This window comes from Nocardioides sp. (assembly GCF_030655615.1).
GTDB lineage: Bacteria > Actinomycetota > Actinomycetes > Propionibacteriales > Nocardioidaceae > Nocardioides.
The window spans coordinates 1-15,072 of the sequence record NZ_JAURVJ010000154.1 but is presented as its reverse complement, the minus strand read 5'-3'; the positions used below and the strand labels follow the sequence as shown (position 1 = coordinate 15,072).

Annotated in this window: 12 protein-coding genes; 6 read left to right on the top strand and 6 right to left on the bottom strand. The window is 73.4% G+C overall.

Translation table 11 applies throughout. From position 1 onward, the window contains the following. From Q7T52_RS12835 to Q7T52_RS12825, 3 genes are all read right to left on the bottom strand, one after another. Positions 1-495, bottom strand: a 495-nt coding sequence (locus tag Q7T52_RS12835) for a PTS sugar transporter subunit IIA (RefSeq protein WP_304803077.1), incomplete at its 3' end; no start/stop codon positions are given. Then, on the bottom strand, positions 492-1,517 hold the full coding sequence (locus tag Q7T52_RS12830) for a 1-phosphofructokinase family hexose kinase (protein WP_304803075.1): 1,026 nt from the start codon (positions 1,515-1,517) through the stop codon (positions 492-494). The genes Q7T52_RS12835 and Q7T52_RS12830, both read right to left, overlap by 4 nt. Beyond that, positions 1,514-2,281 (bottom strand): DeoR/GlpR family DNA-binding transcription regulator, encoded by a 768-nt coding sequence (locus tag Q7T52_RS12825; protein WP_304803074.1) that lies wholly within the window; start codon positions 2,279-2,281, stop codon positions 1,514-1,516. Before Q7T52_RS12825 ends, Q7T52_RS12830 begins: the two co-directional genes overlap by 4 nt. A gap of 100 nt (positions 2,282-2,381) precedes the next feature. Here Q7T52_RS12825 and ptsP point away from each other — a divergent pair, with 100 nt between their 5' ends. Together ptsP and Q7T52_RS12815 are read left to right on the top strand one after the other, a co-directional pair. Further along, entirely contained in the window at positions 2,382-4,061 is a 1,680-nt protein-coding gene (ptsP, locus tag Q7T52_RS12820) for a phosphoenolpyruvate--protein phosphotransferase (protein ID WP_304803072.1), read from the top strand. 162 nt (positions 4,062-4,223) lie between these two features. Beyond that, a complete protein-coding gene (locus Q7T52_RS12815; RefSeq protein ID WP_304803070.1) occupies positions 4,224-5,462 on the top strand; it encodes a molybdopterin-dependent oxidoreductase in 1,239 nt (412 codons plus the stop codon). 32 nt (positions 5,463-5,494) lie between these two features. Here the strand turns inward: Q7T52_RS12815 and Q7T52_RS12810 are convergent, their stop codons facing one another. Together Q7T52_RS12810 and Q7T52_RS12805 are read right to left on the bottom strand one after the other, a co-directional pair. Continuing rightward, positions 5,495-6,136, bottom strand: coding sequence for a response regulator transcription factor (locus Q7T52_RS12810; protein WP_304803069.1), 642 nt, complete (start codon positions 6,134-6,136; stop codon positions 5,495-5,497). Continuing rightward, entirely contained in the window at positions 6,088-7,245 is a 1,158-nt protein-coding gene (locus tag Q7T52_RS12805; protein ID WP_304803067.1) for a sensor histidine kinase, read from the bottom strand. Before Q7T52_RS12805 ends, Q7T52_RS12810 begins: the two co-directional genes overlap by 49 nt. A gap of 107 nt (positions 7,246-7,352) precedes the next feature. Between Q7T52_RS12805 and Q7T52_RS12800 the strand changes: the two genes are divergently transcribed. Continuing rightward, complete coding sequence (locus Q7T52_RS12800; protein ID WP_304803065.1) at positions 7,353-9,572, top strand: MMPL family transporter; 2,220 nt, start codon at positions 7,353-7,355, stop codon at positions 9,570-9,572. Here the strand turns inward: Q7T52_RS12800 and Q7T52_RS12795 are convergent. Beyond that, positions 9,538-11,700: a molybdopterin-dependent oxidoreductase gene (locus Q7T52_RS12795; protein WP_304803063.1), complete on the bottom strand. Its 2,163-nt coding sequence runs from the start codon at positions 11,698-11,700 to the stop codon at positions 9,538-9,540. The two genes, Q7T52_RS12800 and Q7T52_RS12795, sit on opposite strands and share 35 nt — an antisense overlap. A 158-nt stretch (positions 11,701-11,858) precedes the next feature. On the opposite strand from Q7T52_RS12795, the gene Q7T52_RS12790 reads away from it, so the two are divergent. From Q7T52_RS12790 to Q7T52_RS12780, 3 genes are all read left to right on the top strand, one after another. Continuing rightward, the gene (locus Q7T52_RS12790) at positions 11,859-12,440 is read left to right on the top strand and encodes a TerD family protein (RefSeq protein ID WP_304803061.1); all 582 of its coding nucleotides are present in this window, start codon (positions 11,859-11,861) and stop codon (positions 12,438-12,440) included. Between the two features lie 79 nt (positions 12,441-12,519). After that, complete coding sequence (locus tag Q7T52_RS12785) at positions 12,520-13,617, top strand: DUF475 domain-containing protein (protein ID WP_304803059.1); 1,098 nt, start codon at positions 12,520-12,522, stop codon at positions 13,615-13,617. A gap of 87 nt (positions 13,618-13,704) precedes the next feature. Continuing rightward, positions 13,705-14,919, top strand: a complete 1,215-nt coding sequence (locus Q7T52_RS12780; protein ID WP_304803057.1) for a hypothetical protein — start codon at positions 13,705-13,707, stop codon at positions 14,917-14,919. Positions 14,920-15,072 lie beyond the last annotated feature (153 nt).

Here is a 15,072-nt window from a genome sequence, read left to right as displayed (position 1 = left end):
CGACGTGGGCGCGGCGGCGGCGGGGGCGGCGGCCGGAGCGGGGGCCGGGTCGACGACCGCGGCGACGAGGGCCACGACCTCCTCGGGCGTCGCGGCGGCACGGAGGCCGTCGGTGAACTCCTTCTTGACCAGGCTGCGGGCCAGCTTGGTCAGGATCTGGAGGTGCGTGTTGTCGCCGCCCTCGGGGGCGGTGATGAGGAACGCGAGGTCGGCGGGGCCGTCCTTGGCGCCGAAGTCGACGGGCGGCGAGAGTCGGGCGAAGACCAGGGTGGGTACGTCGACGCCCGTGGTGCGGCAGTGCGGGATCGCGATGCCGTCCTTGAGGCCGGTGGCCGACTTGGCCTCGCGGGCCAGGGCGTCCTCGACGATCTGGTCGACGTCGGTCGCCCGGTCGGCGTCCGCGACGACCGCGGCCAGGGCCCGGATCGTGTCGTGCTTGTCGGCGCCGAGGTCGGCGTCGAGCCGGACCAGGGCCGTGGTGATCAGGTCGGTCATGCGCGTGCTCCAGGAGTGGTGTGGTGGTGCGTGGACGGTGACACTGCGAGCTCGCGGACGACGACCAGGTGGGGCCGGGCCTGTGCGGGCTGGGGGATCGTGGTGCCGGGCAGGCCGGCGGCCGCGCTGCCGTAGGCGACGGCGAGCGCGAGGCGGTCGGCGGGGGACTGGCCCCGCAGGCCGCCGAGGAGGTAGCCGAAGAGGCTGGAGTCGCCGGCCCCGACGGTGCTGACGACCTCGGTGGGCGGCGGGGTCGCGTGCCAGGCGCCGTCGGCGGTGACGAGCACGGCGCCGTGGCCGCCCAGGGTCGCGAGCACCTCGGTGACGCCGCGGTCGAGGAGCGTGCGCGCGGCGTCCGCGGCCGCCTGGGGGTCGGACTCGATGGTGTCGGCGTCGCCGCCGGTGAAGGACGCGAGCTCCTCGCCGTTGGGCTTCATCAGGTGGGGAGCCGACCCGGGCGTCAGCCGGTCGACGAGGGCCTGCAACGGGGCCTCGCTGGTGTCGACCGCGACGCGGGTCAGGGTGCGCAGGTCGGCGACGAGGTCGGCGTACCAGTGGGCCGGCGCGCCGGGCGGCAGCGAACCGGCCAGCACGACCCACGCCGCGTCGGCGGCGAGCTCGTGGAGGGCGTCGGCCAGGGCGGTCAGGGTGCCCGGGGTGGCGGTCGCGCCGGGGCTGTTGAGCTTGGTGGTCGTGCCGTCGGGCTCGCTGATCGTGACGTTGACCCGCACCGGACCATCGGGCGTGACCAGCCGGTGGTGAACCCCGGCGTGCTCGAGCTCGAGGACGAACGGGTCGTCGGCGGCGGCCGGCAGCACGGCCGTGGTGGGTACGCCGGCCGCGAGGCACGCGCGGGAGATGTTGACACCCTTGCCGCCGGCCTGGTCGAGCACCGACGACGTGCGCTGGACGGCGCCGCGCCGCAGCGGTCCGGCGAGCTCGATGGTGCGGTCGGTGCTCGGGTTGGGGGTCAGGGTGACGATGCGCCCGATGTCGCTGCTCGTGCCGTTGCTCGTGGTCATGCGACCACCACCTCGACGCCGGCCCGCTCGAGGGCGCGGCGGTCGGCGGGCTCGACGCCCGCGTCGGTGACGACGCAGTCGACCTCGTCGAGGGCGGCGAACCGGATCGCGGACTCGTGCCCGATCTTGGAGGAGTCGGCGAGGACGACGACCCGGCGTGCGGCGCCGACGATGGCCCGCTTGGTGGCGGCCTCCTCGGGGTCGGGCGTCGAGAGGCCGTGGCTCTCGTTGAGGGCGTTGGTGCCGAGGAAGGCGACGTCGGCGCGCACGACCCGGACGGCGGCGACGGTGTCGGGGCCGACGGCGGCCTGGGTCGTCGTCCGGACCCGGCCGGGCAGCAGGTGCAGCTCGACGAGCGGCAGGGTGGCGAGGCGGGCGGCGACCGGCACGGCGTGGGTGAAGACGACGAGGCGGCGGTCGCGGGGGAGCGCGGCGGCCAGGCGCGAGGTCGTCGAGCCGGCGTCGAGGACGACGCTCGAGCCGTCGGGCGGCAGCATGGCGACGGCGGCGGTGGCGATGAGGTCCTTGAGGTCGGCGTGGGTGCGGTCGCGCTCGCCGAGGCCGGCCTCGACGGTGACCAGCGCGTCGGCGGGGACGGCGCCGCCGTGGACCCGGCGGACCAGCCCGAGGCGCTCGAGCTGCGAGAGGTCGCGACGCACGGTCTCGGTGGTGACGTCGTACTCACGGCTGAGGTCGGTGACCGAGACCCGGCGGCGGTCGCTGACCAGACGGGCCATCGACTGCAGGCGCTCCTCGGCGTACATCGGTCCCTCCTGCCTGTTCCCGGTCGGATGATCTTTGCTTGTGTTGTTCTATGCCCGAATGTGTTGACTGTCAAGGGGTCCTCGGCAGTAACGTGTGTTCGTGGTCACTGAAACCCGTACCGGCCTGACCGGCACCCCTGTCGTCCCCGGCGTGGCCTACGGCCCCGTCACCCTCGCTCGCGGCGAGGTCTCCGCGGCTGCGGTCTCCGCCTTCGGCGACGGTCCGTACGCCGACGACGAGGCCGCCCTCGCCGCCTACGACGCCGCCGCGGCTGCGGTCGGCGACGGCTTCCAGGCCAAGGCCGCCCGCGCCAGCGGCGCCACGGCCGAGGTGCTCACCGCGAGCGCCGGGCTGGCCAAGGACCGCGGGCTGCGCGGCGCGGTGCGTAAGCAGCTGCGCAGCGGTGAGCACCTGCTGCCCGCCGTGCACGCCGCGGTCGAGCAGTTCGTGCAGACCTTCACCGCCATGGGCGGGTTGATGGCCGAGCGGGCGACCGACCTGCGCGACATCGAGCGGCGCCTGGTCGCGCGGATCGTGGGCGAGCCCGAGCCCGGCGTACCCGTGCCGGACGAGCCGTCGGTCCTGGTCGCCGAGGACCTCGCCCCGGCCGACACCGCCGGGCTCGACCCGGCGATCATCCTCGCGCTCGTCACCGAGCGCGGCGGCCCGACCAGCCACACCGCGATCATCGCCCGCCAGCTCGGCATCCCGTGCCTGGTCGGTGTCGCCGGCGCGCTCTCGCTCGAGGCCGGCGTGCCGGTGCTCGTCGACGGCGTCGCCGGCACGGTCGAGGTCGACCCCGACTCCGACCGGGCGTGGAGCCTCGTCGCCGCCTCCGCCGAGCAGCAGGCCGCGCTCCAGGCGTGGTCGGGCCCGGGCGCCACCGCCGACGGGTTCGCCGTCAAGGTGCTGGCCAACGTCGCCGACGGCGGGTCGGCCCGCGCCGCCGCCGGGGGACCGGTCGAGGGGGTCGGACTCTTCCGGACAGAGCTGTGCTTCCTCAACCGCACCGAGGAGCCGACCGTCGACGAGCAGGCGGAGATCTACGCCGAGGTCCTGCGTGCCTTCGGCGACAGCCGCTACGTGGTGGTCCGCACCCTCGACGCGGGCTCCGACAAGCCCGTCGCGTTCGCGACCCACGAGGGCGAGGAGAACCCCGCCCTCGGCGTACGCGGTCTGCGGCTGTCGTTCAGCAACCCCGGCCTGCTCACGCGTCAGCTCGACGCGATCGCCCAGGCCGCCCGCGACACCGGCACCGAGACCTGGGTGATGGCCCCGATGGTGGCGACCGTCGCCGAGGCGGCCGAGTTCGCCGAGGCCGTGCGCGGCCGCGGGCTCAAGGCGGGCGTGATGGTCGAGGTGCCGTCGGCGGCCCTGCTGGCCCACCGGATGCTCGAGGTCGTCGACTTCCTGTCCATCGGCACCAACGACCTGACGCAGTACACGATGGCCGCCGACCGGATGGCCACCGACCTCGCCCACCTCACCGACCCGTGGCAGCCCGCGGTGCTGCAGCTGGTGGCGATCACCGCCGAGGCCGGCCGCCACGCCGGCAAGTCGGTCGGGGTCTGCGGCGAGGCCGCCGCCGACCCCCTGCTCGCCTGCGCCCTCGTCGGCATGGGCGTCACCTCGCTGTCGATGGCCGCGGCCGCCGCCAAGCCCGTCGGCGCCCGCCTCGCCTCGGTCACCCACGACCAGTGCGAGGAGGCCGCCGAGGCCGCCCTCGCCGCCTCCGACCCGGCCGCCGCCCGCGCCGCCGTGCGCGCCCTCCTGGTCTGAGCCGACCTGCCCTGACTCGTGCAGAGCGCGAGTCGGCGCAGCGGCTGAGTCTCTGCGCCGACTCGGCCGTCCTGCCCTTCACCTCTGCGCCGACTCGGCGGGTGTGCCTAGGTAGTTCCTAAGTGTACTGAGTCAGGTGATTTGATGGTGTTAAATGCCGGCATGACGACCCGACCGAGCGCGACGCGCCGCTCCCTCCTCGCCGCCGCTGCCGTCGGCCCGCTCGCCGCGACCATGGTCCAGGCCGGCCGTCCGGCCGCTGCCGGGTTCCCCAACATCCTCAAGCCGCTGCCGCCGTCGCGGTTCGTCGACTTCGGCACCAACGCCGAGATGCGGTGGGACTCGGTAGACAAGCGGCGCTACCTCACCTCGCAGGCCGACCTGTTCGTGCGCAACCACACCAAGACCCCGACGATCGACGCGTCGACCTATGCCCTGCGGATCTTCGGCAACGGGCTGAGCCAGGCTCGGACCGAGGCCGAGGCGCTGTCGTTCAGCCTCGCCGACCTCAAGACCCTGCCGGTCACGCGGATCACCTCGGTCCACGAGTGCACCGGCAACGGACGCAGCTTCTTCGGCTCCCAGCAGGGGCAGGCGGGCAGCGGCACCGCCTGGACCCTCGGCTCGGTCGGCACGGTCACGTGGGAGGGCGTGCGCCTGCGACACCTGCTGAGCCGGATCGGGCTCTCGTCCACCGCCGTGTCGATCATGGCCACCGGCCTCGACGACCCGTTCGTCAGCGGCGGCACCGACTACGGCCGGGTCCGGCGCCCGTTCTCCGTCGCCAAGGCCCTCGACGACGCGATCCTCGCCTGGAGCGCCAACGGCCAGCCGCTGCTGCCCGACCACGGCTTCCCGCTGCGTCTGGTGCTGCCGGGCTGGATCGGGATCGCCAGCATCAAGTGGCTCGGCTCGCTCGAGGTCGCCACGACCGAGCTGCAGTCGCCCTGGAACACCGCCTTCTACCGGCTCACGGGCGGCAGCTACCCGGCCGACTCGCCGCCGCTCACCGTCAACCCGGTCCGTTCCGCCTGGGAGCTGCCGTGGAACGCGACCCTCGCCGCCGGCGTCACGCAGATCCTGACCGGCCGGTCCTGGAGCGGCGCTGCCCCCATCCGAAGCGTGGAGGTCAGCTTCGACGGCGGCGCGACGTGGCGTCGTACCGACCAGCGGCAGAAGAACGACCCGCCGGCCGAGCCGGGCGACCGCGGCTTCGGCTGGACCCAGTGGACGACGACCTGGCGCCCCACCCAGCCCGGCCCCGCCACCCTGATGGCGCGCGCCACCGACACCCTCGGCCGCACCCAGCCCCTCGTGTCGCCCTTCAACACCCTGGGCTACTTCTTCGACGCGGTCGTCCGCCACCCCGTCACCGTCGTCGCCAGCCCCCGCACCCGCTGACCCGTCAGCAATCGACGACGGGTCAGCGTCGTCTAGGCGCGGAGCCAGGTGAGGACGGCGCGGACGCGGCGGTGGTCGTCCTCGGCGGTGCCGAGGTCGAGCTTGGCGAAGATGCTGTTGATGTGCTTGGCGACGGCCTTGTCGGTGACGACGAGGCGAGCCGCGATCGCGGCGTTGGAGCGGCCCTCGGCCATCAGCGCGAGGACCTCGCGCTCGCGGGGCGTGAGGCGGTCGAGCGGCTCCTCGCGGCGCCGCGCCATGATCGTCGCGACGACCTCGGGGTCGAGGACGGTGCCGCCCGCGGCCACCCGGCGCACGCCGTCCACGAACTCGGCGACGTCGGAGACCCGGTCCTTGAGCAGGTAGCCGACCGCGCCCTCGCCGCTGGCCAGCAGCTCGCGGGCGTAGAGGTGCTCGACGTACTGCGAGATCACCATCACCGGGAAGCCCGGACGCGCCTCGCGCACCGCGATCGCCGCGCGCAGGCCCTCGTCGGTCTGCGACGGCGGCAGGCGTACGTCGACCACGGCGGCCTGGGCGGCGGGGTCGCGCAGCGCCACGTCGAGCGAGGGCGCGTCGACGGCGGCGTGCAGGATCGTGAACCCGTTGGCCTCGAGCAGCTGGATCATCCCGGCCCGGAGGAGGGCGTGGTCCTCGGCGAGGACAAGTCGCACGGAACCTCCAGGGTGATCTCGGTCGGCCCGCCGGACGGGCTGCTCACCGACATCGTGCCGTCGAAGGCCGCGAGCCGGCGTCGGACACCCAGCATGCCGGTCCCGGCGTCGACGTGCGCGCCGCCCACCCCGTCGTCGACCACCCGCACCCGCACCCGCCCGCCGTCGTGGGTCAGCACGATCGTCGCCGACTCCGCGTGCGCGTGCTTGCCGACGTTGGCCAGGCACTCGGCCACGGCGAAGTAGAGCGCCGACTCGACCGGCGCCGGCGGTCGGCCGTCGAGCTCGGCGGTCACGGTCACCGGTACCGCCATGTCGAGGGCGAGGGCCTGGACCGCACCGGCGAGCCCGCGGTCGGCGAGGACCGGCGGGTGGATGCCGCGCACGACGGAGCGCAGGTCGCTGATGGCCGCCGACGTCGTGGAGCGCGCGTCGCTGACCAGGCGCCGGGCACCCTCGGGATCCTCGGCCCACCCCTCCTGGCTCAGGCGCTGCTCCGCCAGGCCCAGGCTCATCGAGAGCGCGACCAGCCGGGCCTGCGGCCCGTCGTGCAGGTCGCGCTCGAGCCGGCGCAGCTCGGCCGCGGCGGTGTCGACGACGTCGGCGCGGGTCTCGGTGAGCACCTGGACCCGCTGCTCGAGCTTCTCGGTCCGGCTGGTGGCGAGGAACCACAGGTCGATCTGGCTGCGGGCCCGCATCTTGGGCCGCAGCGTCCACCACCACAGCGGCCAGGTGACGACGGCGAGCAGCTCGAGCACGCAGATCAGCGCCACGACCCAGCCGAAGGTGCACGCCCACACGGTCCACGCCAGGTCGCGGTAGGACATCGGGTCGCGCGCCACCGCCACGAGCGCGTGCCACGGGTGCCGCGGCACGGGGCGGTAGGGCCGCGGGACCTCGAGGCCGAGCACGCCGGCCGCCATGTGGCGGTGGGCGTCGGCCACGAGCCGGGTCAGGGGGAGCGAGATGGCGAGCAGCAGCCCGCCCACCCAGACGACCATCAGCGCCGCGCCCGTCACCGTGAGGACGAACAGCACCAGCGCGACGACCCCGAGCAGCAGCTGCGCGGCGGCGTAGCCCGTCAGGCGCGCTCTGCTCGGCTCGGTCATGGCCCCATCCTCCCCGGTCGGACGGCCACGCGCGGTGGTGCAGGCACCACCGCGGGAGTGGTGGCCACGCCCCTGACGCGGCCGCCGGCGCTCACGAGGCTGGCCGCATGACCCATCCTCTCGCCACCGTTCCCCGCCGCGCCGCCCGCTGGAGCGCCACCCACCCCTGGCGCGCCATCGGCGCGTGGTTCGCCTTCGTGGCCGTCGCCGTCGCGCTGGCCTCCTTCGTGCCGACCGTCGAGGCCGACGACGCCGACTACCGCCTCGGCGAGTCCGGCCGCGCCGCCACCCTGGTCGAGGCGGTCGGCCTCGACGAGCCCGGCTCCGAGAACGTCCTGGTCACCGGCACCGGCTCCACCGACCTCGACGCCACCGAGGCCGAGGGCGCAGCCGCCGACCTCGCCCAGGCCCTCGCGGGCGTCGACGGGGTCGCCGCCGTCGCCGGCCCGCAGTGGAGCCCCGACCGCTCGGCGCTCCTCGTGCCGGCCCGGCTGGCGCGCGACGGCGACCTCCCCGACACGCTCGCCGACGACGTACGACGGGTGGTCGGCGAGGTCGCGGACACCCATCCAGGCCTGGAGGTCCGGGCCGCCGGTGACACCACGCTCGACGCCGCGGTCGACGAGCGCGTCGGCGAGGACCTGCACGCCGCCGAGGGGATCAGCCTGCCGATCACGCTGGTGCTGATGCTCCTCGCGTTCGGTGCCCTGGTCGCGGCCGGGCTCCCCGTCCTGCTCGCGGCGACCAGCGTCGCGGCCACGATCGGCGTCCTCGCCCCGCTGTCGCACCTCGTGCCCGCCGAGAGCACCGTGACCAGCATGGTCGTGCTCATCGGCATGGCCGTCGGCGTCGACTACTCGCTCTTCTACCTCAAGCGCGAGCGGGAGGAGCGGCTCGCCGGCCGCACCACGCTCGACGCCGTCGACATCGCCGCGCAGACCTCGGGCCACTCGATCCTCGTCTCCGGCGGCGCCGTGATCGCCGCGATGGCCGGGCTGTTCCTCGTCGGCGACGTCACCTTCAACTCCCTGGCCGTCGGGTCGATCCTCGTGGTCGCCGTGGCTGTCCTCGGCTCGATCACCGTGCTGCCCGCGCTGCTCGCCGGGCTCGGCCGCTGGGTCGACCGACCGCGCGTGCCGCTGCTCTGGCGGCTCAACGCCCGCATCGGCGCCGGCGGCATCAGCACGCGCATCCTGCGCCCCGTCGTACGCCGTCCGCTCGCCGCGCTGATCCTCGCGAGCGTCGTGGTGGTCGGCCTCGCCCTGCCTGCGCTGGGCCTGCGGATCCACTCCGCCAACCTCGACACCCTGCCCGCCTCGATCCCCGAGGTGCAGACGATGCGCGACCTGACCGCGGCGTTCCCGGCCGAGGGCGCCTCCGCGACCGTCGTCGTCAAGGCCGACCCCGCCGACGCCGGCCGCGTGGCCGACGCCCTCGCCGACCTCGAGCAGCGCGCCGTCGCCACCGGCGACTTCGTCGCGACGGGGGAGGCCCCGGAGGCCTCCGCCGACGGCACCACCACCGTGCTCGACCTCGCGATGCCTTTCGACGAGTCCGACGAGCGGGTCGACGACGCCGTGCGCGAGCTGCGCACCGAGCTCGTGCCCGCCTCGTTCGCCGGTGACGGTGCCACGCAGCTCGACGCCGAGACCGCCGTGGGCGGCGGGGCCGCCGAGAGCCTCGACTTCGCCGACCGCCTGGGCGGACGGCTCCCGCTGGTGATCGGGTTCGTGCTCCTGCTGACCTGCCTGATGATGCTGCTGACGTTCCGCAGCGTGGTCCTCGCCGGGGTGTCGGTGCTGCTCAACCTGGCCTCGGTCGGGGTCGCCTTCGGGTGCCTGGTCCTGGTCTTCCAGCACGGGGTCGGCGCCGACCTGCTCGGCTTCACCAACCCCGGCTTCGTCATCGACTGGCTGCCGCTCTTCGTGCTCGTCGTGCTGGTGGGCCTGTCGATGGACTACCACGTCTTCGTGCTGAGCCGGATCCGCGAGCACGTCCTCGCCGGCCTCGACCCCCGGGTCGCGGTCCAGCGTGGGATCTCGGAGACCGCAGGTGTCGTGACCAGCGCCGCCGCGGTGATGGTCTCGGTGTTCGCGATCTTCGCGACGCTGTCGATGCTCGAGATGAAGATGATGGGCGTCGGCCTGGCCGCCGCCATCCTGCTCGACGCCACCCTGGTGCGGCTGGTGATGCTGCCCGCGATCCTGGTGCTGCTGGGGGACCGGGTGTGGCCGCGCCGTACGACGCCCGCCCCGGTCGCGGTCGTGCCGACGGACGCCGAGGTCGAGGACGTCAGGCCGGCGACACCGTCACCGGCACTCCGTTGAGGGCGGCGTTGCCCGACACGACGTCGAGCAGGTCGGGGTCGGTGAGGTCGTTGATCGACACCCCCGCGACCGTGCTCGCGTGCCCGAGGCGGGTGCCGGGCAGCTGGTGCCCGTAGCCGTGGGGGAGCGAGACGACGCCCGGCATCATGTCGTCGGCCCCGGTGACCGCGACCTCGACCGAGCCGACCCGCGAGCTCACCACGACGGTCCCGCCGTCGGCGATGCCGCGGGCGGCGCGGTCGTCGGGGTGCATGAGCAGGTGGTGCCGGGCCTTGCCCCTGGTGAGCCGGGTCGTGTTGTGCAGCCACGAGTTGCAGTCGCGCTGGTGGCGGCGGCCGATCAGCACCAGGTCGCCGTCGCCGCGGGGCGTCGCCTCGAGGTCGTCCAGCCAGGCGGTGAGCCGGTCGAGGTCGTCGACGAGCAGCGTCGGCACCAGATCGATCCGGTGGTCCTCGGTCTGCAGCCGGCCCGGCATCGTCGGCCGGAGCGGGCCGAGGTCGATGCCCTCGGGGTGCTCGACGAGCTCGGCTGCCGCGACCCGGTCGCCGGTGTCGAGCAGCAGCTCGACGAGGTCGGCCGGTGCGGCGGCGAGCTGGGCGGCGGCGTCGTCGGCCAGCGGGGTGCCGAGCCGCTGGGCGATGCGCGTCGCCAGGCCGCCGAAGATCTCCCAGTCGTGGCGCTGGTCGTCGCCGCGCGCGAAGACCGCCGGCGTCCAGCGCGCCGTGTTGCGCACGGCGAAGCCGTGGAAGACCAGGTCGTACTGGTCGCGCTCGAGCGCGCTCGTCGGCGGCAGCACGACGTCGGCGTGCCGCGTCGTCTCGTTGAGGTAGAAGTCGACCGACACCATGAAGTCGAGGTCGTCGAGCGCCTCGGCGAGGCCACGGCCGTCGGGTGTCGAGAGCACCGGGTTGCCGGCGACGGTGACCATCGTGCGCACCTGCCCCTCGCCCGGGGTGCGGATCTCCTCGGCCATCACCGAGGCGGGCAGCTCGCCGGCGAACTCCGGTACGTCGCGCACCCGGCTGCGCCACCGGTCGTGCCGCCCCGGCCCGAGGATGCGGCGGCCCACGGTGTCGACGGCGGGCTCGGGGAACATCGCGCCGCCCGGCTGGTCGAAGTGGCCCGACAGCAGGTTGAGGCAGGCGATCGCCCACTGGCACAGGGTTCCGAACCCCTGGGTCGAGACGCCCATCCGGCCGTAGACGACCGCGGGCTCGTCGCCGGCGAGGTCGCGGGCCAGGGCCCGGATCGTGTCGGCCGGCACGCCCGACACGGCCGCGGCGCGCTCGGGCGTGAACGGCGCGACCAGCTCGGCGAGGCGGTCGAGGCCGTCGACGTACGCCGGCGGGCGGGCCAGGCCCTCCTCGAACATGACCTGCAGCACCGCCAGCAGCACCGGGGCATCGGTGCCGGGTCGCACGAAGTGGTGGTCGTCGGCGACCTTGGCGGTCTCGGTGCGCCGCGGGTCGAGCACGACCATCCGGCCGCCACGACCGTGCAGCTCCCGGATGCGACTCGGGAAGTCGGGCACGGTCATCAGCGAGCCGTTGGACGCCATCGGGTTGGCCCCGACCACCACGAAGAGCTGGGTGCGGTCGAGGTCGGGGACCGCGATCATCAGCTGGTGGCCGTAGAGCTGCCACGCCACGAGCTGGTGGGGGACCTGGTCGACCGTCGAGGCGCTGAACCGGTTGTGCGTGCGGAGCGAGCGCACGAACCCGGCGCCGTGGGTGCCGAAACCGAGCGAGTGGGCGTTGGGGTTGCCGAGGTAGACGCCGACGCTGTCGCCGCCGTGGTCGGCGATCGTGGCTGCCAGCCGGTCGGCGACGAGGTCGAGGGCCTCGTCCCACTCCAGCTCGACCCAGTCGTCGTCCGCGCCGTCCTGTCCGGGCACGCGACGGACCGGGCGGCGCAACCGGTCGGGGTCGGCGTAGACGTCGGCGAGCGAGACGCCCTTGGGACAGATGTAGCCGCGCGACAGCGGGTCGGCCGGGTTGCCACGGATGCCGGTGACGGCACCCTCCTCGAGGGTCAGCTGGAGGCCGCAGATCGCCTCGCAGAGGTTGCACACGCCGTGGCGCGTGCCGGTGAACCCGGCGGGGACGGGTGGCTGGCTGAGGACGCCCATGAGGTCATGCAACCACCCCGGGCGCCGCCGGTGCCGTTTCGAGCCCAGGGAAGTTTGTCCGACCCGAAACTGTCGGCGCCCCTGGTGCGTTTGTAGGGTTGCCACGCACCGGGTGCGCATCCGCGCGCCCAGCCCCCGAACGAAATGAGGAAGTCGACATGGTCGTCAGCTTGTCCAAGGGTGGAAACGTCTCCCTGACCAAGGAAGCCGGACCCACCGGACTCAACAAGGTGCTCGTCGGCCTCGGCTGGGACGTGCGCACCACCACGGGTCAGGACTTCGACCTGGATGCCTCGGCGCTGTCGTGCAACGAGGGCGGCAAGGTCGTGTCCGACCAGCACTTCGTCTTCTACAACAACCTGACCTCGCCCGATGGCTTCGTCGTGCACCAGGGCGACAACCGCACCGGTGAGGGCGAGGGTGACGACGAGGTCGTCGAGGTCAACCTGGCCGGCATGGGTGCCGACGTCGACAAGGTCGTCTTCGCCGTCTCCATCGACCAGGCCGACGCCCGCGGCCAGAACTTCGGCCAGGTGACTGGCGCCTTCATCCGCGTCGTCAACTCCGACAACGGCACCGAGCTCGCCCGCTACGACCTCTCCGAGGACGCCTCGAGCGAGACCGCGATGGTCTTCGGCGAGCTCTACCGCAACGCGGCCGAGTGGAAGTTCCGGGCCATCGGCCAGGGCTACGCCTCGGGTCTCGCCGGCATCGTGCGCGACTACGGCGTCAACCTCTGACGTCCTGACGCTCTGCCACACGGGCGTACGCCGCCCGGCGTCGTCCGCTGCCCTCCCCCCTCGATCGTGAGTTGATCCCGTGCTCCTCAAGACCCTCCGTTGGTCTTTCCTGTTCACCGTCATCGGCCTGATCGTCGCGTTCCTCTACGACGGCATCACCGGCGTGACCGTCACCGCGATCCTGATCGTGCTCGAGGTCTCGCTGTCGTTCGACAACGCGGTGGTCAACGCCAAGGTGCTGAACCGGATGTCGGAGTTCTGGGTCCGCATCTTCCTGACCGTCGGCATCGTCATCGCCGTCTTCGGCATGCGGCTGCTGTTCCCGCTGGTCGTGGTCTTCGTGACCGCCGACCTGTCCCCGGTCGACGCGTGGCAGCTCGCGCTCGAGAAGGGCAACCCCGAGGAGCCGGGCACCTACGGCTACATCCTCAACGAGGCCCACCCGCTGATCGCGGCCTTCGGCGGGATGTTCCTGCTGATGATCTTCCTCGACTTCCTGTTCGACGAGGAGAAGGACCTGCACTGGGTCGGCCCGATCGAGCGGGCGATGTCGAAGGCGGCCGCGTTCCCGGCCGTGTCGTCGCTGGTCGCGCTCGTGTGGCTCTTCACGTTCTCGCGGATCTTCCACGAGGAGGCCAACGACATCCTGCTGGCGGGCGTGTTCGGGATGATCCTCTACCTCGCGGTCAACGGCCTCGGTGACTTCTTCGACGGCGGTCTCGAGGACGAGCTCGAGGAGGGGGAGGAGGCCGCTGACGGGCCCAAGTCGGCCGGCGTCGGCTCGGCGGTGGCCGCGACGGGCAAGGCGGCATTCTCGCTGTTCCTCTACCTCGAGCTGCTCGACGCCAGCTTCAGCTTCGACGGCGTGATCGGGGCGTTCGCGATCACGTCCGACCCGATCATCATCGCGCTGGGTCTCGGCGTGGGTGCGTTCTACGTCCGGTCGATCACGATCTACCTGGTCCACCAGGGCACCCTGAGCGAGTACGTCTTCCTCGAGCACGGCGCCCACTGGGCGATCGGGGCGTTGGCGCTGCTGCTGTTCATCAGCGTCGGTCCCGAGATCCCCGAGGTCATCACCGGGCTCATCGGGGTCGCGTTCATCCTGCTCGCCCTGTGGTCGAGCTTCCGCTACAACAAGGAGCACCGCGGCGAGGAGCACGTCGTCCACGTCTGAGGTGCTCGCCCCGTCACCGGCCCGTCGTCCTGCTGGACGGCGGGCCGGTGACGTCCTCACCCGCGCCGCGCTCGTACGATGAGTGACGTGGCGAGCCGTTCCCCTGATTCGCAGCGTGAGGCGACCAGGACCGCGCTCGACCAGCTGATGCTCGACTTCCAGCACCTCGACAGCTCCCAGCGCACGCTGCGCGGCATGGTGGAGAGCTTCCAGGCCTACCTGCCGGAGCGGGCGGCGTCGTCGGGACTGGTCCCGCGGTTCCGAGTCCTCGACCAGGAGGCCGAGAAGCTGATCGGCGACTACCTCGCCACGCTCGACCAGCACCCCTTCGACGAGTCCCTCGACCAGCGCGGCCTCGGCGCCGCCCACCGTGCCTACGCCGAGGTCGGGCCGCGGCTGGCCAAGCACGCCGACGCCCTCGACCAGGTCGTCCTCGACTACGACAACGAGCTCACCCGCATCGGCCAGCAGGTCAAGCGGGGCCGCGAGCTCAAGGAGGCCGCCGCCGCTCAGGCCCGCCGCGTCGCCGACGCGGCCACCACCCTGCGCGAGACCGGTCTCGAGGTCCCCGAGCTCAACGGCATCCTGGCCCGCACCCGCGCCGCCGCGGTCGCCGCCAACGACTGGCAGCCCGCGACCGGCTTCCCGGTGCTCGAGCAGGCCGGTGCCGAGCTCGCCGGGCTCGCCGACGCCGCCGAGAAGCTCGCCCAGGACTACCCGCAGCGGGTCGCCAAGGCCCGCACCCGGCGTACGTCGCTGCGCACGGCCCTGGAGGCCGTCGAGTCCCGCCTCGAGCGCATCCCGGCCGACATGGCCGTGCTCCGCCGCGAGTTCAGCCTCGGCAACTGGCGCGACCTCGAGAAGGTCGAGCCCACCGCCCGCGAGCAGCTCGCCCTCGCCCAGACCAAGCTGACCGACTTCGACCGCCTCGTCGAGGCCGGCGCCGACTGGTCGCTGCCGCTGCGCCTGCTCGACGAGGCCCGCGCCGCCCTCGACACCGCCAAGACCCAGGTCGGCGCCCCCGCCGACCGCGTGACCGCCCTGCGTGCCGTCAAGGCCGACCCCGAGGAGCTCCTGCGCAAGGTGCGCTTCCGCCTGCGCGATGCCCAGCTCCTCGTCACCAACACCCGCAAGCCCGGCGGCGACGCCGTCGCCCGCGAGCTCGACTCGCTCGCCCGCCGTCTCGACGGGCTCCGGTCCGGGCTCCAGGGCGCGCACCCCGACTACTGGGCGCTGCTCCAGGAGGCCGACCGGATCACGGACGGCGTCAAGGTGCAGGTGGAGCGGTTCCGGGGGTTGTAGGCGTACGTCGGCTGAGGTGCGAGCGCAGCGAGCCTCGAAGCCACGTGTCTTCCGTGAGGTCACGGGTGGTCCGGGTCGGGTGGCCGCGCGTAGCAGACCGCGTCTCGGCGTCAAGGACGCCTGCGGCGCCGCTGCGCGGTCGCTGCGCGATCC